17 protein-coding genes, 1 tRNA gene, 1 other RNA gene and 1 pseudogene are annotated in these 20,503 nt (G+C 73.1%); 5 read left to right on the top strand and 15 right to left on the bottom strand.

The window, feature by feature from the left end; genetic code table 11:
- The 4 genes and pseudogenes from AMK25_RS00005 to AMK25_RS00020 form a co-directional block, all read right to left on the bottom strand.
- Positions 1 to 338, bottom strand: a pseudogene (locus AMK25_RS00005) (hypothetical protein); the annotation flags it as partial.
- A 1,000-nt stretch (positions 339 to 1,338) separates the two neighbouring features.
- Positions 1,339 to 3,294, bottom strand: coding sequence for a vWA domain-containing protein (locus tag AMK25_RS00010; protein WP_073824579.1), 1,956 nt, complete (start codon positions 3,292 to 3,294; stop codon positions 1,339 to 1,341).
- A gap of 2 nt (positions 3,295 to 3,296) precedes the next feature.
- Positions 3,297 to 4,781: a sigma 54-interacting transcriptional regulator gene (locus AMK25_RS00015; RefSeq protein WP_073824583.1), complete on the bottom strand. Its 1,485-nt coding sequence runs from the start codon at positions 4,779 to 4,781 to the stop codon at positions 3,297 to 3,299.
- 58 nt (positions 4,782 to 4,839) lie between these two features.
- Positions 4,840 to 5,808 carry an aldo/keto reductase gene (locus AMK25_RS00020; RefSeq protein ID WP_073824587.1) on the bottom strand — a complete coding sequence of 323 codons (969 nt, stop codon included), beginning with the start codon at positions 5,806 to 5,808 and terminating at the stop codon, positions 4,840 to 4,842.
- A gap of 57 nt (positions 5,809 to 5,865) precedes the next feature.
- On the opposite strand from AMK25_RS00020, the gene mgrA reads away from it, so the two are divergent.
- Entirely contained in the window at positions 5,866 to 6,855 is a 990-nt protein-coding gene (mgrA, locus tag AMK25_RS00025; RefSeq protein WP_073824591.1) for an L-glyceraldehyde 3-phosphate reductase, read from the top strand.
- A gap of 1 nt (position 6,856) precedes the next feature.
- Here mgrA and AMK25_RS00030 read toward each other — a convergent pair whose 3' ends face one another.
- Positions 6,857 to 7,759, bottom strand: coding sequence for a lytic polysaccharide monooxygenase auxiliary activity family 9 protein (locus AMK25_RS00030; protein ID WP_073824594.1), 903 nt, complete (start codon positions 7,757 to 7,759; stop codon positions 6,857 to 6,859).
- A gap of 155 nt (positions 7,760 to 7,914) precedes the next feature.
- On the opposite strand from AMK25_RS00030, the gene AMK25_RS00035 reads away from it, so the two are divergent.
- Positions 7,915 to 10,230: a DUF4153 domain-containing protein gene (locus AMK25_RS00035; protein WP_073827002.1), complete on the top strand. Its 2,316-nt coding sequence runs from the start codon at positions 7,915 to 7,917 to the stop codon at positions 10,228 to 10,230.
- 35 nt (positions 10,231 to 10,265) lie between these two features.
- Here the strand turns inward: AMK25_RS00035 and AMK25_RS00040 are convergent, their stop codons facing one another.
- Both AMK25_RS00040 and AMK25_RS00045 read right to left on the bottom strand, forming a co-directional pair.
- Positions 10,266 to 10,607, bottom strand: a complete 342-nt coding sequence (locus AMK25_RS00040; protein WP_073824598.1) for a VOC family protein — start codon at positions 10,605 to 10,607, stop codon at positions 10,266 to 10,268.
- On the bottom strand, positions 10,604 to 11,548 hold the full coding sequence (locus tag AMK25_RS00045) for an AraC family transcriptional regulator (protein ID WP_073824601.1): 945 nt from the start codon (positions 11,546 to 11,548) through the stop codon (positions 10,604 to 10,606). The genes AMK25_RS00040 and AMK25_RS00045 overlap by 4 nt, the downstream gene beginning before the upstream one ends.
- A 70-nt stretch (positions 11,549 to 11,618) precedes the next feature.
- Here AMK25_RS00045 and AMK25_RS00050 point away from each other — a divergent pair, with 70 nt between their 5' ends.
- Positions 11,619 to 12,107, top strand: a complete 489-nt coding sequence (locus tag AMK25_RS00050; protein WP_073827003.1) for an anthrone oxygenase family protein — start codon at positions 11,619 to 11,621, stop codon at positions 12,105 to 12,107.
- Between the two features lie 94 nt (positions 12,108 to 12,201).
- On the opposite strand, the gene AMK25_RS00055 is transcribed toward AMK25_RS00050, so the two are convergent.
- From AMK25_RS00055 to AMK25_RS00065, 3 genes are all read right to left on the bottom strand, one after another.
- Complete coding sequence (locus AMK25_RS00055; RefSeq protein ID WP_143194659.1) at positions 12,202 to 13,329, bottom strand: hypothetical protein; 1,128 nt, start codon at positions 13,327 to 13,329, stop codon at positions 12,202 to 12,204.
- Between the two features lie 177 nt (positions 13,330 to 13,506).
- A tRNA-Ala gene (locus AMK25_RS00060) sits at positions 13,507 to 13,579 on the bottom strand.
- 90 nt (positions 13,580 to 13,669) lie between these two features.
- Positions 13,670 to 14,260: a YqgE/AlgH family protein gene (locus AMK25_RS00065; RefSeq protein WP_073827004.1), complete on the bottom strand. Its 591-nt coding sequence runs from the start codon at positions 14,258 to 14,260 to the stop codon at positions 13,670 to 13,672.
- A gap of 149 nt (positions 14,261 to 14,409) precedes the next feature.
- Between AMK25_RS00065 and AMK25_RS00070 the strand changes: the two genes are divergently transcribed.
- Both AMK25_RS00070 and mdlC read left to right on the top strand, forming a co-directional pair.
- Complete coding sequence (locus AMK25_RS00070) at positions 14,410 to 15,210, top strand: S-methyl-5'-thioadenosine phosphorylase (protein WP_073824608.1); 801 nt, start codon at positions 14,410 to 14,412, stop codon at positions 15,208 to 15,210.
- 109 nt (positions 15,211 to 15,319) lie between these two features.
- Entirely contained in the window at positions 15,320 to 16,912 is a 1,593-nt protein-coding gene (gene mdlC / locus AMK25_RS00075) for a benzoylformate decarboxylase (protein WP_073824612.1), read from the top strand.
- A gap of 3 nt (positions 16,913 to 16,915) precedes the next feature.
- Here the strand turns inward: mdlC and AMK25_RS00080 are convergent, their stop codons facing one another.
- The 5 genes from AMK25_RS00080 to ftsX all read right to left on the bottom strand — a co-directional run bounded on the left by AMK25_RS00080 (position 16,916) and on the right by ftsX (position 20,466).
- Positions 16,916 to 17,860, bottom strand: coding sequence for a hypothetical protein (locus AMK25_RS00080; protein WP_073824616.1), 945 nt, complete (start codon positions 17,858 to 17,860; stop codon positions 16,916 to 16,918).
- Between the two features lie 41 nt (positions 17,861 to 17,901).
- A complete protein-coding gene (locus AMK25_RS00085) occupies positions 17,902 to 18,324 on the bottom strand; it encodes a hypothetical protein (protein ID WP_073824620.1) in 423 nt (140 codons plus the stop codon).
- Positions 18,325 to 18,500: 176 nt separating this feature from the next.
- Positions 18,501 to 18,876: a transfer-messenger RNA gene (ssrA, locus tag AMK25_RS00090) on the bottom strand.
- A 103-nt stretch (positions 18,877 to 18,979) separates the two neighbouring features.
- Positions 18,980 to 19,459 carry an SsrA-binding protein SmpB gene (smpB, locus tag AMK25_RS00095; protein WP_073824623.1) on the bottom strand — a complete coding sequence of 160 codons (480 nt, stop codon included), beginning with the start codon at positions 19,457 to 19,459 and terminating at the stop codon, positions 18,980 to 18,982.
- A gap of 131 nt (positions 19,460 to 19,590) precedes the next feature.
- Positions 19,591 to 20,466, bottom strand: a complete 876-nt coding sequence (ftsX, locus tag AMK25_RS00100; RefSeq protein ID WP_073824626.1) for a permease-like cell division protein FtsX — start codon at positions 20,464 to 20,466, stop codon at positions 19,591 to 19,593.
- Between the last annotated feature and the right edge of the window lie 37 nt (positions 20,467 to 20,503).

Genomic DNA, 20,503 nt, shown 5'->3' on the forward strand with positions numbered 1-20,503 from the left:
CACCCCGCGTAGGCGAGATCGTCAGTCGTCACGGGAGAGGCTACGCGTCCCGGGCGAGCGGCTCGGTGCCGAGCAGCGCGTCGACGAACTGCGCCGGGTCGAACGGGGCCAGTCGCCTTCACATTCGCGGTCTGCTCGTCGTTCAGGTCGATGCGCGACTGGGTGCCCTGCACGCCGTGCGGGATCAGCTTGTCACCCTGCACGCTCACGCTCACGCTCACCGGCTTGACGCTAGTGGTGGTGTCGGCCGCGTGGGCGGCGACGGGGCCGGCGAACACGCCACCGGTGAAAGCCAGACCAGCAATACCCAGGATGCTCTTACGCAGAATCGTGTTCATCAGAGGGCTCCATTCGGGGGATCGACGCCCACACCGACAGGGGATTCGGCGCGGGTGCGAGCACCGTCAGGCGCTCAAAAGAAGTCTTCGAGAGTTCGGCTGCTCGCGGGGGCGGGGGCCTCTACGCGGCGCCGGAAGAATGTCCAACGACCCGCAGCCCGGCATCATTCCCGGGCGCCTCACGCCACCGGCAAGCGGCGCGGGTTCACGTCGTCGGGCGCCTCACGCCACCGGAGGGGGCGGCGCGGGTTCACCTCGTCGGAACCATGCACAACGACCGGCAGCCCCGGACTGTTCCCACACCCGGCGCCGCCGCCGCGAGGGGCGGGGCCTTGCTCGGTCGGTCACCTGGTTACAACGCCACCGGCCCGCCCACGATTCCGCCACCAGAGTGCCACCCACCACCCCCGAACCGGACACTCACCCCACACCTCCCACACACGCCAGATGCAGCCGCGCCCGGCCCGCCGCCGAGCGCATCCCACCGTGCCCAGCCCGGGCAACCTCGCTCCGCCGGCCCGTGATCAAGGAGTTTGCGGCACCTTTCGGCACCTACGAGGACACAAACTCCTTGATCACCCCCGAAGGAGCCCTCCCACCCATCACAGGGTCGATCATGAGGTTAGCGGCGACAAAACGGACACCACGTGCCGCCAAGTTCATGATCGACGCCCTCGAGGCGGGCCGAACCGAGGGGCGGAGCGAGGGGCGGAGCGAGGGGCGGAGCGAGGGGCGGAGCGAGGGGCGGAGCGAGGCCACGCGATCTTGCAGTTTGAGCCCTCCGAACGTCCCATTCGCGCGGTTTACGGGGTACCGAAGTGCAAGATCGCGCGCTCAGGGGAGCCCTGGGCGGGTTGAGGCGCCCCAGGAACTCCCCCGAGAATCCTCGGTCGGCGATCTTGGAGTTGTGGCACCTCGCGAAGGCTGTCAAACCCCGACAACCTGGGCGCCACAACTCCAAGATCGGGGAGAGGGTGCGAGATCGACGAGGGAGTGCGGGTCAGCGGCGGCCGTGACGGGCGCGTAGGTAGTCGGACACCACGTACTCGCCCAGGTCGTCCAGGTCGGGGGTGAACATCCGGCCACCCGAGCGCCGCGCCACCGCGTCCACGAACCGGCGCAGTCCCGGGTCGTCGCCCAGCATGAACAAGTTGAGCGTGGCGCCGTACCGGGTCAGCCGGTCCACCTCCCGGATCGTCGCCGAGATGGTCTCCGGCAGCGGCGGCCAGTGGAAGTACGCCTCGCCGTCCTCCGGGTCCAGGTGGGCTGTGGGCTCGCCGTCGGTGACCACGAGCACCACCGGCTCGGCGCCCGGATGGCGGCGCAGGTGCCGGTCGGCGAGCCGCAGCGCGTGCTGCAGGTTGGTGCCCTGCTGCATGTCCGGCTCCACCGCCGCCAGCTCCTGCTGGGTCAGCGGCATCGCCTCCCGGCCGAAGCCGACGATCTGCAGCGCGTCCTGCGGGAACCGGGTCGCCATCAGGTGCGACAGGGCCAGCGCGGTCTGCTTCATCGGACCCCAGCGGCCCTGCGAGATCATCGAGTACGACAGGTCGACGCAGAGCACCACAGCCGCCGACGCGCGCCGCTCGGTCTCCACCACCTCGAAGTCCTCGACCGCGAGCGGCACCGGCACTCCGGGCCCGGCCCGGCGTACCGCCCGGGTGAGCGTGCGCACCACGTCCAGCGGCTGCTCGTCGCCGTACTCCCAGGGGCGGGACGCGCCGCTCACCTCGCCTGCCGCGCCCGCGGTGCGGAGGTCGTGCTGGCCGCGCGGGCCGGCGGTCAGGTCGGCGAAGACACGCCGCAGCGCGGTGCTCGCGAGGCGGCGCAGCGCCTTCGGGCTGAGCGTCAGCCCTTCCGCGTCGCGGGTGACCCAGCCCTGGCGGCGCAGCTCGCGTTCCAGCTCCTGCAACCGGCGTACGTCGTCGGCGGCGTCGCGGCCCAGCGTGCGGGCGACCGCCTCCACGTCGACGTCGTCGAGCGTGGCGCCGGACTGGTCCTGGTCGAGGGAGTCCAGCAGCTCGTCGAGTTCGGCGATCTCGTCGAGCGCACCGGTGGCCTCGCCGTAGCCGAGCGGCTGGTCGCCGCGGACCCGCTCGCCGCGCTGCCAGTTCAGGTCCGGCCGCAGCGACCGCAGGTGCGCGTCGAGCTGGGACAGCTCACCGGCCAGCCGGTCGCCGAGCGACTGGCGCATCAGCCCGGCCAGTTCCTCGCGCTGCCGGTCGGACAGCGACCGCATCAGCCGCTCACCCGCGGCGGCCCGGCGGGCCAGCACGTCGATCAGCTCGTCGACGTTAGTGGGCCGCTCCGGGAAGAACTCGCCGTGCCGGCGCATGAACTCGGCGAACGCGTCGGTGGTGTCCTCCGAGCGGGCGTGCCGGGCGAGCAGGTCGTTGAGGTCGCGCATCATTTCGGCGAGCTGCCGCTGTGCGGCCGGGTCGGCGGCGGCTCGCGCCGCGTCGCGCAGCCCGGCGAAGCGCTGCTCCAGCACGTCGCCACGCAACCCGTCGAGAATGCGCTGGTACGTCTGCCGCGCCTCGGCGCTGGCCCAGTCGTACCCGGAAAGCTCCGACACCGCGCGGGCGGTGGAGCGGGGCAGGTTGTCGAGCACGGCCTCGGCGAACCGGGCGTCGTCGCCGTCGCGGCCGCGCAGCTCGTCGCGTTCGGCGGCGAGCGCCTGGTCGAGCAGCGCCCGGGCCCGGGTGACGGCGCCGTCGAGGTCACCGCGGCGCAGCGCCTCGCGACGCAGGCGGCGGGCGCGGGCGGCCAGGTCGTCCAGGCCGCCCCGCCCCTGCGGGCCGCGCCGCAGCAGCTCACGAAGCGACTCGCGCAGGCTGCCGCCGGCGAGCACGTCCGAGCCGACCGCGTCCACCGCGGCGCGCACGTCGTACGGCGGGGCGAGCGGGTCCGGTCCGCCGCGCCACTGCCCGTACCGGAAGCGGTTGCCGCCGGCCACTGTCAGTCCCGGTCCCCGTAGACGGTGCGCCCGGAGTCGGTGACGTCCTTGCCGAGTCGCCGGGTCAGGTGCAGCCCTTCCAGCACGAACTCGATGCCGGCGGCGGCCTCCTCCGGGCTGGGCGCGTCGCCGAGCCCGAGCCGGTCGAGCACCTTGGCCAGCCCCGGTACGGTGCCGACCTGGCGCAGCAGCTCGGCCGAGGAGACCAGCTCGCCGGTCTCGACGGCGCCGCCCCCGGCGACGATCGCGGTGAAGCCGGACAGGTCCAGCCCGGCCAGGCGGGCGCGGAACGTCTCGGCGGTGGCGGTACGCAGCAGGTGCGCGAGCACCTCGATCTCGCGTCCCTCCTCGCCGCTCTCGAACTCGACCTTGCCGCGCAGCGTGGAGGTGACCGAGACGGTGTCCCCGATCCGGGCCACCGGCGCCTCCGGCCGGGACGCCGACCCGGCCCCGCCACCCGAGGCAGCAGCAGAGGCACCGGCCAGCAGACCGGAACGGCGCAACGCGGCGGCGGCCACTGTCTCCGCGGCGGCGATGGCGAACCGGGCGGACACACCCGAGCGCGGGTCCACCGACGGCGACTCCCGCACGTCGCGGGCGAACCGGGCCAGCACCTCCAGCACGTGCTCCGGCACGACGGCGACCAGATCCGCCTCCTGCCGGATCAGCGACAGCTCCAGGTCCAGGTCCAGCGGGTAGTGGGTACGGATCTCCGCGCCGAACCGGTCCTTGAGCGGCGTGATGATCCGGCCCCGGTTGGTGTAGTCCTCCGGGTTGGCGCTGGCCACCAGCAGCAGGTCCAGCGGCAGCCGCAGCTGGTAGCCGCGGACCTGGATGTCGCGCTCCTCCAGCACGTTGAGCAGCGCCACCTGGATGCGTTCGGCCAGGTCGGGCAGCTCGTTGACGGCGAAGATCCCCCGGTTGGTACGCGGTACGAGCCCGAAGTGGATGGTCTCCGGGTCGCCGAGCGTGCGCCCCTGGGCGAGGCGGATCGGGTCGACGTCGCCGATCAGGTCACCGACGCTGGTGTCCGGCGTGGCGAGCTTCTCGCCGTACCGCATCGAGCAGTGCAGCCAGCCGATCGGCAGGTCGTCGCCGGCCGATTCGACGAGCGCCCGGGAGGCGGGCGTGATCGGGTGCATCGGGTGCTCGTTGAGCACCGAGCCGGGGATCACCGGGGTCCACTCGTCCAGCAGCGCGCCGAGCGAGCGGATCAGCCGGGTCTTGCCCTGCCCGCGTTCGCCGAGCAGCACCATGTCGTGCCCGGCGAGCAGCGCACGCTCGACCTCGGGCAGCACCGTGTCCTCGTAGCCCACGATGCCGGGGAAGCGGTCCTCGCCGGAGCCCATCCGGGCGAGGAGGTTGTCTCGGAGTTCCTGCTTGACCGTGCGGTACTGGTGGCCGGCCGCGCGCAACGCGCCGAGCGTGCTCGGCAGCTCGGCGGGCGGAACCGGGAGAACCTGGTTGGGAGCGGTCACCCGATCCACGCTAGCGCGCTCCGATGACCGGCGGCGCCCGTCGCCACTGACGCCGCCGGAGCGCCGCTCACCTCCCGAGGCGGGCGCGGACCATCCGGGGCACGGCGGCCAGGCCGGTGACCGGGCGGAACGCGTGCGCGGCGGCGACCAGCGCGGCGTACTCGTCGTCGGCGAGGTCGATCTCGGCGGCGGCCGCGTTGCGTTCCATCTGCTCGACCCCGGAGGCACCAGGGATGGCCACCACGTTGGGGTGCCGCAGCACGTACGCGAGCGCGATCTGGCTCGGCGTGGCGTCGTGCGCGTCGGCGACCTCGCGCAGCGTGGCGATCAGCTCGGCGCCGCGTTCCAGGTTCTCCGGCAGGAAGTACGGGTTGGCCCGGCGTACCGCCCCGGCGGGCGGGTTCGTGGCGTCGTAGCGGCCGGAGAGGAAGCCCTGCGCCAGCGGCGAGTACGCGATGACGATGCGGCCGGCCTGCTCCGCGTACGGGATGAGGTCTTCCTCGGGCCCGCGGTCGATCATGCTGTAGCGGACCTGGTTGCTCAGCACCCGGCGGCCCAGCGCGGCCTCGGCGAACCGCCACCGGCGCAGGCCGTAGTTGCTGACCCCGACCTCGCCGACCAGTCCGACGTCCTGCAAAGAGCGCATGCCGCGCATGGTGGTGGTGTCGGCGACCACCGGGTTGGCCTGGTGCACCTGGTAGAGGTCGATGCCGTCGACGCCGAGCCGGGCGGCGGAGGCGACAGCGCGCTGCTGCACGACGGGGGCGACCGGCAGCAGCGGGAAGATCTTGCTGGCGACCACGACCTTGGCCCGGTCGTCGCCGAGCGCCGCGCCGAGGATGCGCTCGCTGCGGCCGAAGCCGTACAGCTCGGCGGTGTCGAACAGGGTGACGCCCAGGTCGAGCGCCCGGCGCACGATCTCGGCGGCCCGGCGCTCGTACTCGGGGCCGTAGCCCCACTCCTTGGAGCCGAACTGCCAGGTGCCGAGACCGATCTTGGAGATGGGCTTGGGGGTGTCGAGCCGCACGTAACGCATGAGGCCGAACGTACCCGCGCCGCTGCGTGCGCACTCCGGTCCGGACAGAATGGCCTGGTGACCTACCTCGCCAGCGACGACCGTTACCACGAGATGATCTACCGGCGCAGCGGCCGGAGCGGGCTGAAGCTCCCCGTCATCTCCCTCGGCCTGTGGCACAACTTCGGTCCGGACCGGCCCTTCGAGCGGCAGCGCGACATCGTCCGCCGCGCCTTCGACCTCGGCATCACCCACTTCGACCTGGCCAACAACTACGGCCCGCCGCCCGGTTCGGCCGAGGAGAACTTCGGCCGGCTGCTCGCCACCGACCTGAAGCCGTACCGGGACGAGCTGGTGATCTCCAGCAAGGCCGGGTACCTGATGTGGCCCGGCCCGTACGGCGAGTGGGGCTCGCGCAAGTACCTGATCTCGTCGCTGGACCAGTCGCTGCGCCGCCTCGGGCTGGACTACGTCGACATCTTCTACTCGCACCGCTTCGACCCGGAGACGCCGCTGGAGGAGACGATGGGCGCGCTCGACGCGATCGTCCGCTCCGGCAAGGCACTCTACGTGGGCATCTCCAACTACGACTCCGAGCAGACCGAGCGCGCCGCCGAGATCCTGCGCGACCTTGGCACGCCGCTGCTGATCAACCAGCCGTCGTACTCGATGATGAACCGCTGGACGGAGAGCGACGGCCTGCTGGACACGCTGGAGCGTGTGGGCGCCGGCTGCATCGCGTACAGCCCGCTCGCCCAGGGCCTGCTCACCGACCGTTACCTCACGGGCATTCCGGCCGACTCCCGGGTGCGTACGAGCGTCTTCCTCAACGAGAGCGACCTCGACGAGGAGACGATGGCGACGGTCCGCGGGCTCGCGGCGGTGGCCGAACGGCGCGGTCAGACCCTCGCGCAGCTCGCCCTGGCCTGGGCGCTGCGCGACCCGCGCATGACCAGCCTCATCATCGGCGCGAGCAGCGTCGCCCAGTTGGAGGGCAACGTGGCCGCGCTGGACAACCTCGACCTCGCCGGTGACGACCTGGCCGAGATCGAGGGCCTGCTCGGCTGAGTCACCAGATCCGGCGCCGCCCGGCGCGGTGGTTGCGGACACCGCACGGCCGCCCGGGCGGCGGGCCGCCGGTCCGGTTCAGCCGCAGCCCCACAACTGCCGCGGCGAGCAGCGCGACGACGACCGCCGCCGCGCCGACGACGAGCGGCCGGGACAGCGGTCCGCCGTCGGTCACCGTCGCCACCGGCACCGCCGGCTCGTCGTCGGTCGCCGCCCCGGCGAGGGTACGCGGAGGCGACGCGCTCGCCTTCGGCGCTGCCGGTGACGCGTCCGGCTCACCGCGGGCCGCCCGGAAGATGACGTCCGAGCAGGAGTAGTAGGTGTCCTGGGTGTCCGAGTTCTGCCAGATGACGTAGACGATGTGCCGGCCGGTGCGGTCGGCCGGCAGCCGGCCCCGCATCTCGTACGCGCCGGAGCGGATCGGCGGGTCGGTGACCTGAAGGAACGGCTTCTTCTCCAGGTCCGCCCAGGTCAGCCGCTGCTGCGGCGAGTACGAGCCGGTGGTGACGTAGTACCGGAACGTGCCCTGGTGCGGGATGGTGGTGCGGTAGCGGAACGTGTGCCGGGCACCGGCGGTGAGCGTGGTGGCCGGCCAGTCAGCGCGCGGCAGGTCCAGCCCTCGGTACGCGGACAGCCCGCCACTGCACAGTTCCCCGTCCGGGATGAGTTCCCGGTCCCGCCCGTCGACGCGGGCGACCCGGATGTTGTCCCACTCGCGTACCGCCGCGCCGGCGGCGATCGCGGCCCGGCACGCGGGTGTCTGCGCGCGGCCACCCTCCGGCCCGCACGCGGCGGCCCGGCTCAGCGGGCTGGTCGGCGCACCGTGCGCGACGGCCGGTGTGGCGCCGAGCGGCACCGTCACGGCGACGGCGGCGAGCGCGGCGAACGCGCGGCGTGCGGCCATGTGATCGACCTCCTGCGCACTGGTACGGCCGCGAGGCGTCAAAGGTTCGATCCGCGCCGATCGGCCGGGCCAGTGTGACCGAACGGACAGGCGGGGCGGCGGGGCGCGTACAGGGGGACCTACAGTGACGAAACCCTGTGATCGAGGAGCGTCCCTTGCCCGAGCCGGAACCGTCCCCCGAGCCCTCCCGCGCCGCCGCGGCGGACGGGCCCGCGACGGGCGACGTCCCACCTGCCGCCCAGCCGTATCTGCTGGTAATGCCCACCATGGAGGGCGCGCCCACGCCGGTGCCGTGGCCCGGCGCGGAGGGGCAGCCCGGCTGGGCGATTCCGGTCACCGTCCCGCCCGGCACCCAGGGGTACGCGCTGTTCCTCCCGCTGGTGCCGGCGACCGGCCAGCCGAGCGCGGTGCCCGCTCAGGCGAAAGCGCCGGCCGTCGAACGCTCCCCGGTGGAGGGTGCCGCCCACTCCCCCGCCACCGGCGACGCCGCCAAGCCGCAGCCGGCTCCCGCGGGCGCGGGCGTGTCCCCGACCGGGGAGGGTCCGACAGGGGCGGCTGATCGTGGAGAGCCCGTCGCCGCCACGCCGGACGCCGCTCCGGCGGCCCGGCCTGCCGCCGCCCGAGCCGACGGAGCCCCTTCGGCTGCCGAGGACGCCGCATCGGCGGGTCCGTCCACCTCGGGCACCGGCACGGCGGCTTCGGCCACCGGTTCGCCTGCCGCCCCGGATTCGTCCCCGTCGGATGCGCCGAACCCGCAGGCCGGGTCCACGCCGCAGGCTCCCGGCGCGCCGGGGACCCCGAGCGCGCAGCCGATTCCCGGCCCGTCGCCCGCGCCGGGCACACCGCACGCTCCGGGCATGTCGCCGCCTCCCGGTCGGCCGATGGGCGCGCCGCCGTACCCCGGCCCGGGGTGGACCGGCCACCCGCAGGCGCCGGTCTGGGCGCCGCGACCGCCGACGCCGCGGACCTCGTTCCTCGGCGCGCGGTGGCCCGGCCCGAAGAAGGCGACCGGCCGGGCCGCGCCGCTCGCGGTGCTGGCCGGCGCGGTCGGCAGCGCGGTCTTCGTGCCGCTGGGCCGGGTCGGCGTCGGCTGGTTCCTGGGGTGGCTCACGCTCACTGTCGCGGTGGTGCTGGCGGTCCGGGCGAAGACCGCTGACCTGCCTCGCGCCGACCGGCTCATCCGGGCCGGGTGGGCGGCGGCCGCGCTGGCCCTGATGGCCGTGCCGGCGTTCCGCAACGCCTGGTGGCTCGTGACGTTCTGCGTGCTCGGCGCGCTGGGCTGCGCCACCCTCGCGATCATCGGCGGGCGGCTGGTGCGGTCGATCCTGTTCGGCCTGGTCGCCACGCCGTTCGCGGCGCTGCGCGGCCTGCCCTGGGTACGCCGGCACGTCACCACCTCGGCGTCGGCGGCGACGGTCAGCAAGGTGACCGTCTCGGTGGTCGCCACAGTCGTGGTGCTCGTGGTCTTCGGCAGTCTGCTCGCCTCCGCCGACGCGGCGTTCTCCGAGGCGCTCGGCTCACTCGTTCCCGAGACCGACATGGGTTCGGTGTTCAGCTGGGTGTTCCTGGCAGTGGTGGGCGGGCTGATCGCGGTCGCCGCGGTCTACACGATCGCCGCGCCGCCCGACCTGTCCACCGTGGACAAGTCCGGCGAGCGGCGGATCGGCCTGCTGGAGTGGGCCCCGGCCATCGGAGCGCTCGTCCTGCTGTTCGCCGGGTTCGTGGTGGTGCAGTTCACGGTGCTCTTCGGCGGGCAGCAACACGTGCAGCGCGTCGCCGGTCTCAGCTACGCCGAGTACGCGCGCAGCGGCTTCTGGCAGCTTCTCTTCGTCACGCTGCTGACGGTGGCGGTGCTCGGTGGCGTGGGCCGCTGGGCGCGCCGGGAGCGGCCGGTCGAGCGCGTCCTGCTGCGTGTGCTGCTGGGGCTGATCAGCGCGCTGAGCGTGGTGATCGTGGCGTCGGCGCTGTCCCGGATGTGGACGTACCAGAAGGTCTACAGCTTCACCGGTGAGCGGATCTTCGTGATGGCGTTCGAGATGCTGCTCGGCACGGTCTTCCTGATGATCATCCTGGCCGGCGTCCGGTTCAAGGGCCGGTGGATTCCCGGCACCACTGTCGCGCTGGCGGTGGCGATGCTGCTCGGCCTGGCGGTGCTCAACCCGGAGGACTACGTCGCGCGCCGCAACGCGCTGCGGTACGAGCAGACCGGCAAGATCGACGCCTGGTATCTGCGGGCGCTGTCCGCCGACGCGACGCCGTCGCTGGCCAAGCTTCCCGACCCGGTACGCCGGTGCACGCTGAGCTGGATCGCCGACGACCTCGCCGAGCCCGACCCCTGGTACGCCTGGAACCTCGGCCGCCAGCGCGCCCGCAAGGCACTGGAGGAGGTCGGTCCGCAGGCGGTCGGCGGCCCGAAAGACTGCCGCCGCGCGGACCAGTTCGACCTGCCGAAGACGCGGAGTCCCCGCTGACGTACCCGACCGGGCCGCGGATCGCCGCGGCCCGGTCAGGCCGGGCCGCCGCCGAAGCCGATCTCGTTACCGTCCGGGTCGCGGAAGATCGCCTTGCGGACGCCGTTGTCGTAGGTCTCCTGGACCGCAGGCGTCAGACCACGGCCGGCGATCGCCGCGACGCGGGAGTCGAAGTCCTCGACGAAGACCGTCTGCATGGCGTGACCGGCGTGGTCGGGCCGCACCTCGACGTAGAGGTAGCGGTGCTCGGCAAGCTCCCACACCGCCTCGTGGTCGTTGGGCAGGAACTGCGGCGGGGCGCCGAGCAGCCGCTCGTACCAGGCCGTCGACACGGCGAGATCGCGGATCGGGACGCCGGCGAACAGGTCGACAGTCATCCGGCCAATCTAGCGGCGTCGACGTGCCCGCGTGGGCTCACGCCGTACCGGCGCTTGAACGCCGTACTCAGGGCGAACGAGCTGCCGTAGCCGACCCGGCGGGCCACCGCGCCCACTGTGGCGCCGGGCTCGCGGAGCAGGTCGGCCGCGAGCGCCAGCCGCCAACCGGTCAGGTACGACATGGGCGGCTCGCCCACCAGCGCGGTGAAGCGCCGCGCCAGCGCCGCCCGGGACAGCCCCACCTCGGCAGCCAGCGACGCCACCGTCCACTGACGGGCCGGGTCGTCGTGCAGCATCCGCAGCGCGCGGCCGACCACCGGATCCGTGTACGCCCGGTACCAGGCGGGCGCGGCGGCGCCCGGCCGGGCGAGCCACTCCCGCAGCGCGGCGATGAGCAGCAGGTCGAGCAGGCGATCCAGCACCGCCTCCTGGCCGGGGTCGTCCTTGACGATCTCGTCGGCCAGCAACGGCACGAGCGGCGTGTCCCAGGACTCGCGGCGGACCACCGCCAGCGACGGCAGCGCGTCGAGCAGCCGCCGCCCGACAGCGCCCCGCACCGGGTACGTGCCGGTGAGCAGCACGGTCCGGCCGTCCGGCCCGTTGCCCCAGGTGCGTACGCCCCACCGCGTCATCGCGAACAGCTCGCGCCCGTCCGGCGTGGTGCAGCGCTGGCCCGGGTGCACGACCACCTGCGGCACGGTGACCGGGTCGTCCGCCACCGTGTACGGGGCCGGGCCACGCACGATCGCCACGTCACCGTCGCCGAGCCGCGCGGCCTCCCCTTCCGCGGGCACGATCCAGGCGTCCCCGCGCACCACGGCGACCAGCGTGAGCGGCGCCTCGTCCCGGATCAGCATCGACCAGGGCGGCGTGAGGATCGAGCGCAGCAGGAAGGCACCCCGCGCCCGGGGACCGTCGAGCAGGCCGGAGACGGCGTCCACGAGACGATTGAACACAGGATCGCGCGTCCTGGCCATGGGCCGTCTCACCGCGCGGCGGTTCGATGAACACATGCGACTCGTACAACAACTGACGCTGGTCGGCGCCACAGTCGGGGCCGGGCTGATGGCGGGCCTGTTCGCCGCGTTCGCGTACGCCGTGATGCCGGCGCTGCGCGGCGCGGACGACCGCACGTTCGTGGACGCCATGCAGCGCATCAACGCCACCATCGTCAACGGCTGGTTCCTGCTGGCCTTCCTGGGTACGCCGGTGCTCGCCGCGCTCGCGGCGGTGCTGGCGTGGCGTGGGGTGGCCCGGCCGGGGCTGCCGTGGATCGTCGCCGGGCTCGCCCTCTACCTGGTGATGTTCGTCGTCACCGTGGCGGTGAACGTGCCGCTGAACGACGCGCTGGCGGCAGCCGGTTCGGCCGGTCCCGGTGCGGCACGGGAGCGCTTCGAGTCCGCCTGGGTCACCTGGAACGTGGTTCGGGCGGTGGCGAGCACTGCGGGGTTCGGCGCGCTGTGCTGGGCGCTGCTGCTCGCCGGCCGGGCGGCCGGTTGAGCGGATTCTGGCCGGTTCAGCCCATTGCCGGCACCACCCGGATTGCTGGCACACCGCCGTTCGCCAACTCACACCGCCGGTGGGCCGGCGGTCATCAGCGGGGGCCGAAGACCGTGCCCAGCTTGGACAGCCGAGCGTTGTCCAGCTCCCACTGCAGCACGGTATCGAGCGTGTCGAGTGCCCGCCCCTCGACCAACGCCTTTGTGCTCTGCAGGCCGTCGACCACCTCGGGCAGGGCCGCCACCACCGCTGCGGTGGCGGTCCGCATGGGCTCTTCGGCGCCGTCAGCCACGGCCCGGATCAGGTTCACCACCGGGATGCGGGCGGTGCCCGCGTACCGCCCCGCGATCCGCTCCAGGCCGGCCGGCATTCCGACCCCCGCCTCCCGCGTGGCCGCGGACAGCCCGGCGAGGATGAACTCGGCCAGTTCGCTGCGGCCCACGGCGAGACCGGGCAGCACCGCCGCGACCGCGGCCCGGGTCGCCGTCTCCACGGGCGTCTCGGCACCGCCGTCTTCCGGGGCGTCCGCTTGGTAGGCCAGCCGCCGCCGACCCGCGGTGCTCATCTGGAACAGCACCATGAGCGTCATCGCCCGGTAGAAGTCGCTCACCCCGTCGGCACCTGCCAGCGCGGCCAGCCGCGGCACCGCCCCCGGGGTGGCGGGCACCACCGAGCCCTGCGGGAACGCGTCGCTCGCGATCGCTGCGATCAGGTCGCCCACACCGTCGAAGGTGTGGCCCTCGAAGGGCACCACCTCGGCGGCCGCGCGAAGATCGGCGGCAGGACGACGGAAACCACCGCACTTGAGTCCGGGAGGCGCGGGCAAGGACGGCGCGACGGCTGTCTGCCCGCCGACGAGCTCCGCGCGGATCCGGTCGGCCTCGGCCCGGTCGAGCTCGTGCGCGAGGCCCTCCCGGGAGAAGCGCTCGATCGCCTTGTCCGGAAACTGGCCGCACGCCGAGTTGACCTGCCCGCCGTACTTCCGGGCAATTGCCGCAACGGCCTTCTTCTCGGCCGGTGAGACCTCCAGCGGACCCTCGTAGGGCGGGTCCACGGCCAGCGAGTGAACTCGCCACCAGCCGGCGAAGCGACCCTCCAGCGGGTCGGTCGGCACCTCCCGTACCGCGACCAGCAGGTGGCCGCGCTCGGCCAGCTTCTCGGCGACGGCATGGGCCGAGACCTCATCCGGCACCGACACGACGAAGCGCATCTCACGAATCACGGCGGAGCATCCGGACGAGCGCCATCGAGAAACTCCAAGCCGGTCATCGCCGAAGTCCAAATCACCGACCAGGGAGTCGTACCCGTGTTCAGATCCCCACCGACACGACAATGCCCCCGCCCGAAACGGACGAGGGCACTTCAGGAGTACCACCGGTTCGCACAATGGTGCGGTCGGTGGAGCCGAGGGGACTCGAACCCCTGACCCCCACACTGCCAGTGTGGTGCGCTACCAGCTGCGCCACGGCCCCTTGCGTTCGCGCCCGTTCGCCCGGGCACGGGAAGAACTATACACACGCCGCCCCGCATGGTCATCTCGCGGGGGTCCCCCACCGAAGGGGTCAGTTCAGCGCCACGTCCGGCGGGAAGTGGGCCACCGCCGCCATCATGCCGCCCTGCCGGCGCAGCACCATCGGCCAGAGATCATCCGGCCGTTCGACGAAGGCGTCACCGGGCAGCGCATCCAGCACGAACCAGGAGCCCTCCTCGATCTCGCGCTCCACCTGCCCGGCGCCCCAGCCGGAGTAGCCGGCGAACACCCGGATCCCGCCGACTGCCTCGCGCAGCTTCTCCGGGTCGACGGAGAGGTCGATGGTGCCGACCGCGCCGGAGACGCGGTGGAAGCCTTTGACCGGCCGGACGGGGTGCCGCATCCGGGCCAGGCAGATGGCGGAGTCGGGCTGTACGGGACCGCCCTCGAACAGCACGGCCGGGTCGCGGGCCAGGTCGCTCCAGTCGCCGAGCACGTCGGCCACCGAGACCTCGGTGGCCCGGTTCAGCACCACCCCGAGGGCGCCGCCGGGTTCGTGGGCGACGAGCAGCACGACCGTACGGTCGAAGTTCGGATCCTTGAGCCCTGGTGTCGCGACCAGCAGTCGTCCGGTCATCGACTCCATGGCTCGGCCACCGATCGCCTGCCCCTCACTCTGCATGTCCGACACCCGTCAGCCGTGCGCCCGTACGGGCCCGAGGCCGTCGACCGTCCACCCTGTCAACGCCATGTCACGCACCATAGCTTGCGTTCCGCCCGCTGGTTAAGGTCTGACAGGCGGGTGATCGCCACGTATCGAGGGAGGGCCGGATGGCGGCGGAGGCCGAACTGGCGGTGATCGGCGGGTCGGGTCTCTACGCTCTGCTCGACGGGGTTGAGCACGTGGTGGACACCCCGTACGGCGAGCCGTCAGGCCCGATCACCGTGGCCGAGGTGGGCGGTCGCCGGGTGGCGTTCCTGCCCCGGCACGGGCGCGATCACCGGTACCCGCCGCACCTGATCCCCTACCGGGCCAACCTGTGGGCGCTGCGGTCACTGGGCGTACGCCAGGTGCTGGCGCCCTGCGCGGTGGGCGGCCTGCGGCCGGAGTTGGGTCCGGGCACGTTCGTGGTGCCGGATCAGTTGATCGACCGCACCACCGGGCGCGTGCAGACCTACTACGACCGGGGCGCGGTGCACGTGTCGTTCGCCGACCCGTACTGCCCGGCGGGGCGGCGCACGCTGCTGGACACGGCGGCCGGTCGGGGCGTGCCGGCGGTGGACGGCGGGACGGTGGTCGTGGTCGAGGGCCCGCGCTTCTCGACGCGGGCGGAGTCGCGCTGGTTCGCCTCGATCGGCGGCACGATCGTCAACATGACCGGGCACCCGGAGGCGGTGCTGGCCCGCGAGCTGGCGCTCTGCTACACGTCGATCGCGCTGGTGACGGATCTGGACGCGGGTGTCGAGGCGGGCGAGTCGGTCACCCACGAGGAGGTGTTCCGGGTCTTCGCCGAGAACACCGACCGGCTGCGTGGGCTGCTGCTGGACGCCGTCGCCGCGTTGCCGGCCGAGCGGGAGTGCCAGTGCGGGAGCGCGCTGGACGGAATCAAGCTGCCGTTCCCGCTGCCCTGAGCGTGGGAAGCGCCCGAAAAGTCGGCTACGGCCCGATAGATTCGGCTGGTCGGGGGACCGGGCACCGGACTGTCTCCGGCATCCGCATGGAGGACGGGGGCAGCCGGCGATGGCGACGGTGCGGGAGGCGACCTACGACCTGCTGCGCGCCCTCGGGCTGACCACCGTCTTCGGCAACCCCGGCTCGACCGAGGAGCCGTTCCTCCAGGAGTTCCCGGCCGACTTCCACTACGTGCACGCGCTCCAGGAGGCGTCGGCGGTCGCGATGGCCGACGGCTACGCCCAGGGCACCGGCCGGCCCGCGCACGTCAACCTGCACACCGCGCCGGGCACCGGCAACGGCATGGGCAACCTGGTCACCGCCTGGCACAACCGGACCCCGCTGATCGTCAGCGCCGGCCAGCAGACCCGCGAGATGCTGCTGATCGAGCCGCGCCTGGCCAGCCCCCGGGCGGTCGAGCTGGCCCAGCCGTACGTCAAGTGGGCCCACGAGCCGGCCCGCGCGCAGGACATCCCGGCAGCCTTCATGCGGGCGTACGCCTCGGCGGTGCAACCACCGGCCGGGCCGGTCTTCCTCTCGCTGCCGATGGACGACTGGGACCGCCCGGCGGACCCGCCGCCGCAGGTGCGTACCGTCGCCACCCGGATCGCGGCGGACCCGGACCGGCTGCGGAGCTTCGCCGGCGCGCTGGCCGCCGCCCGCGCCCCGGCGCTGGTGCTCGGCGCGGCGGTGGACCGGTCGGACGCCTGGCCGGACGCGGTCGCGCTGGCCGAGCACCTGGCCGCCCCGGTCTGGGCCGCCCCGGCGCCGGAGCGGGCCGTGTTCCCGGAGCGGAATCCGCACTTCCGGGGCGTGCTGCCGTACGCGATCGGGCCGCTGTCGGAGGCGTTGCGCGGCCACGACGTGGTGCTGGTGGTGGGCGCGCCGGTGTTCCGCTACTACCCGCACGTGCCGGGCGAGTACCTGCCCGGCGACGCGCGGCTGCTGCACGTCACCGACGACCCGGACGAGGCGGCCCGCGCCCCGGTCGGGGACAGCCTGCTCGGCGACGCCCGCTTGACCATGGCCGCGCTGCGGGAGCTGCTGCCGACGACCGACCGGCCGGCGCCGTCACCGCGCCCGCAGCCGGCCCCGCCCGAGCCGGCCGACCCGCCGAGCGCCGACGCGTTGTTCGCCGCGCTGGCAGCCGCGTGGCCGGCGGACGGGGTGCTGGTGCAGGAGTCGCCGTCCAACCTGGCCGCGCTGCGCCGCCGGCTGCCGATCGAGCGGCCTCGCTCGTACCTGACGATGGCCAGCGGCGGCCTCGGCTTCGGGCTGCCGGCGGCGGTCGGCCTGGCGCTCGCCGAACGCGACACCGGGCGCTGCCGCCCGGTGGTCGCGGTGGTCGGCGACGGCTCGTTCCACTACTCGGTGCAGGCGCTGTGGACGGCGGCGCGGCTGCGGCTGCCGCTCGCCGTCGTGGTTCCGGTGAACCAGCAGTACGCGATCCTCAAGGCGTTCGCCGACCTCAAGCACACCCCGGGCGTGCCCGCGCTGGACCTGCCCGGGCTGGATGTGACGGCGGTGGCGCACGGCTACGGCTGCGCCGGTGAGGTGACCACGCTGGACGGGCTCGGTGCGGCGCTCGCGGCCGCGCTGGCCGCGGACCGGCCGACAGTGCTGCCGGTGCCGATCAGCACCGACGTGCCGCGGATCCTGTGAGACTCAGCCGGGCCGGACGGTGAGCGGGGCGCCGCTGGCGGCGTCCAGCACGGCCCGGCCGCCGAGCGGCGCGTCGAGCGTGACGCTGACCGGCTTCAGCACGAGCTGTGCGGTGCAGGTGCCGGTGGACGTGACCACGGCGCCGCCGATCACCACCACGTCCGGCCGTTCCAGCACCAGCGGGGTGGGCGGGCCGTCGCAGGCTCCGACGCCGAGCACGTAGTCGATCCGGTTGCCCTCGACCGCCCGCAACTGCTGCGCGGACACCAGGCCCGCCGGGAGCGGCTGGGCCGGCACCGCGCCGCCGGGGGCCCGGCCGGTCACGCGCGGCGCGACAGCGATCCGGGCCACCGGTACGGCCAGCTCGTCCACGGTGAACAGCCAGGCGGGCACCTCGGCGCGGCCCCGGCTGGTCAACACCGGTGCGCTGCCCAGCCGTACCTCGGTCACGGTGAGCGGGACGCACGGCGTCGGCGCCGAGGTCGACACCGGGTCGTTCGGGCCGGGCCGCCCGGTCGCGGCCGGCTCCGGCGCGGCCGGGCGCCCGTCGCACGGCGGCGGGTCGCCCTGGCGGAGCTGGGCGTACGCGTCGGCGGCGCTCATCAACGGCACCCGCAGCGTGCCGTCGGGGAACCGGATGGTGCCGTCCGTCGGCACGGCGGCCGGGATCGGGATCTGGTCCCGGTACCAGCCGGCCCCGAACGCCACCTTCGTCTCGTCGGTGAAGCCCGGGTCGCTGCTGAGCACTGTGGCGTCCTGGAGCGGCACGTACCCGTCGCGCCAGCCCGGCCCGGGCCGCCAGCCCGCGGCGACCTCCTCGGCCCGCTCGGTGAAGGCGGGCCGCTGGTCCGGGCCGGTGGGCGGCGTCCGGACGGGAGCGGCGCCGGGCGTGGCGCAGGCGGAAAGGGCCAGCAACGGGATCCCGAGCAGGGCGAGCACACGACGCATACCGGTTGGACGCGGGCCCGTCCCGGCCGGTTCCCCCGGGCTCAGTCCTCGCCACCGAGGTCGGCCTGGTACGCCTCCCAGAGCAGGTCGGCGCCGTGCCGCCGGTGCCGGTCGAGCGCGCGCAGCAGGTCCACGGTGCGGGCGCGCACCTGGGCGGCGGACGCCCCGGGCAGCCGGACCGCGTGCTGGAGCGCGGCCAGCGCCGCCAGGATCGCGGCGTGCTCGGCGACCAGCAGGCGTACGCCCCGGTGCAGCCGCGGCGCGGCGCGCACCAGGTCGGCGTAGTGACCGCCCGGCCCCTCGGTGACGCGGACGTGTTCGGTGAAGCCCTGCCGGACGGGGTCGAGGTCGGTGAGCAGGCGCTCCCGCCAGCGCGGGCCGCCGGTGGCCCGCGCGAGGGCGCGCAGGTCGCCGGGAGCGGTGGGGAGCACGGAGATCGGCTGCTGGATCGGACTGGTGACCATGGGACACCTCCCGCTGCTGGGCGAACCCGTATGGCGATGGTGGACCCGGTTCGCGGCGCTGTCCAGCGGTGGAGGACGCCTCATCTGCCGCATTGGCAACAACTGCCCCGGCAGCCGCAGGAGCCTCAGACGACTGTGCGCCCCGGTCCGTCGTGGACCGGGGCGCACAGGCCGTGTAGTGGAGGTGCCGGGAATCGAACCCGGGTCCTTCGCCGGTTTGTCAGGGCTTCTCCGAGCGCAGCTCGCTGTGCCTCTACTCGGCCCCACCGCTCACGCGAGCAAGTTGGTGTGACGGGCCCAGTCGCTGATTGATCTCGCCGCACGGACCCCGCGACCGGGTCCGATTGGCCAGCCTTCTAGCTGATGCCGGCTAACTGGGTCGAAGGCGCTCCCAGGCCGACAGACTTGCTACTCGCCTCAGGCGGCGAGAGCGAAGTCAGCGCGAGTGTTCTTGGCGCTTATTGGTTTCCGACGACCGATTCTCGAGACGACGTCGGCTTCCTCGGCTCGCTTCCCCTGTCGCTGCGTACGAAGTCGAAACCAGTCACCCCCTCGTAGCGCTGCCCCTGTCGGCAGCACACCAAGCGTAACGCCTGGCGCAACCGGATTCATCCCGAGGCCCGCCCGACGCGGGCAACCGGACGAACCGGACATATCACTCGGCCCTGCCCTTGCCGCGCCGGCCGACCGCCCGGGCGATCTCCTTGGCGGCGTCCCGCTTGGCGAGGTCCTGGCGCTTGTCGTACGACTTCTTACCCCGGGCCAGGCCGATCTCCACCTTGGCCCAGCCGTCGGAGAAGTAGACCTGCAACGGCACCAGCGTCAGGCCGCTCTCCTTGAGCTTGCCCAGCAGCCGGTCGATCTCGATCCGGTTGAGCAGCAGCTTGCGGGTGCGCCGGGGCTCGTGGTTGGTCCAGGTGCCCTGGGCGTACTCCGGGATGTGCATGGCGTGCAGGTAGATCTCGCCGTCCCGTTCCTGGGCGAACGCGTCGACGAGCGACGCCCGCCCGGCCCGCAGCGACTTGACCTCGGTGCCGGTCAGCGCCATGCCCGCCTCGTACGTGTCGAGGATGGCGTAGTCGTGCCGCGCCTTCTTGTTGGAGGCGACCACCTTGCGACCCTTTTCCCGTGGCATCGGCGCCACCTCCCTTCCGGTCCGTCGCCGGCCACCGGCCGGCGAGCGAAGATCATGCTACCGGAACCACAAGGGCCCTCCCGCGCGGTTTATTCCGTGCGGGAGGGCCCTCGTCGGAGCCGGACGGGTGACTAGACCCGCAGGTAGAAGCGGAGCGTGACCCAGGCGGTGACCGCGCTGACCACGCCGCCGACGGCGGCCATCAGCGGGAAGGTCAGGAAGATCTCGGACCAGGAGATCGGGGTGATCAGGCCCTCCAGGGCCGCCATCGAACTGCCGGCCGCGAGCACCTTCACCGCGATCAACGCGAGCAGGCCGAGGAGGGAGCCGAACAGACCGGCCACCACCGCCTCGAGCACGAACGGCGCCTGGATGAACCAGTTCGACGCGCCGACCAGCTTCATGACCGCGACCTCACGCCGCTTGCTGTAGGCGGCCACCTGGATGGTGTTCGCGACGAGCAGCAGTGCGGCGGCGGCCATCACGATCGCGATCGCGAGAGCGCCGTTCTGGAAGCCGCTGAGCACGCCGAAGACCTTGTCGAGCAGTTTGCTCTGGTCGACGATCGTGTCGATGCCCTCGGCGGTCTTGTACTTGTCGTAGATCGCCTTGTACTGCTCGGGGTCGTTGAGCTTGACCCGGTACGACTCGGGAAGCTGGTCCGGCTTGACCGCGCTGACCAGGTCCGGGGCGTCGGCGTACATCTGCTGGAAGCGCTCGTACGCCTGCTCCTTGTTGACGTACGTCGAGTCCTTGACCAGCGGGTCCTGGCCGAGCTGCTGACCCAGCGCGTCGACCTGTTCCTTGGTGGCATCGGTCTTCAGGAAGATCGAGACCTCGACGTTCTCGTAGTAGAGGTCCTTCATGTCGCCGACCTTCTGGTACAGAAGGCCGCTGCCGCCCAGCATGAAGAGCGACACCGCCATTGTGATGATCATGGCGATGGTCATGGTGACGTTGCGCCACAGCCCGACCAGTACTTCGGACAGGACGTACTTCATCCGCATCGGGATATTCCTCCGGCTCTCCGGCGTGAGGGTTCGT

Source organism: Micromonospora sp. TSRI0369 (assembly GCF_001905625.1).
Taxonomy (GTDB): domain Bacteria; phylum Actinomycetota; class Actinomycetes; order Mycobacteriales; family Micromonosporaceae; genus Micromonospora; species Micromonospora echinospora_A.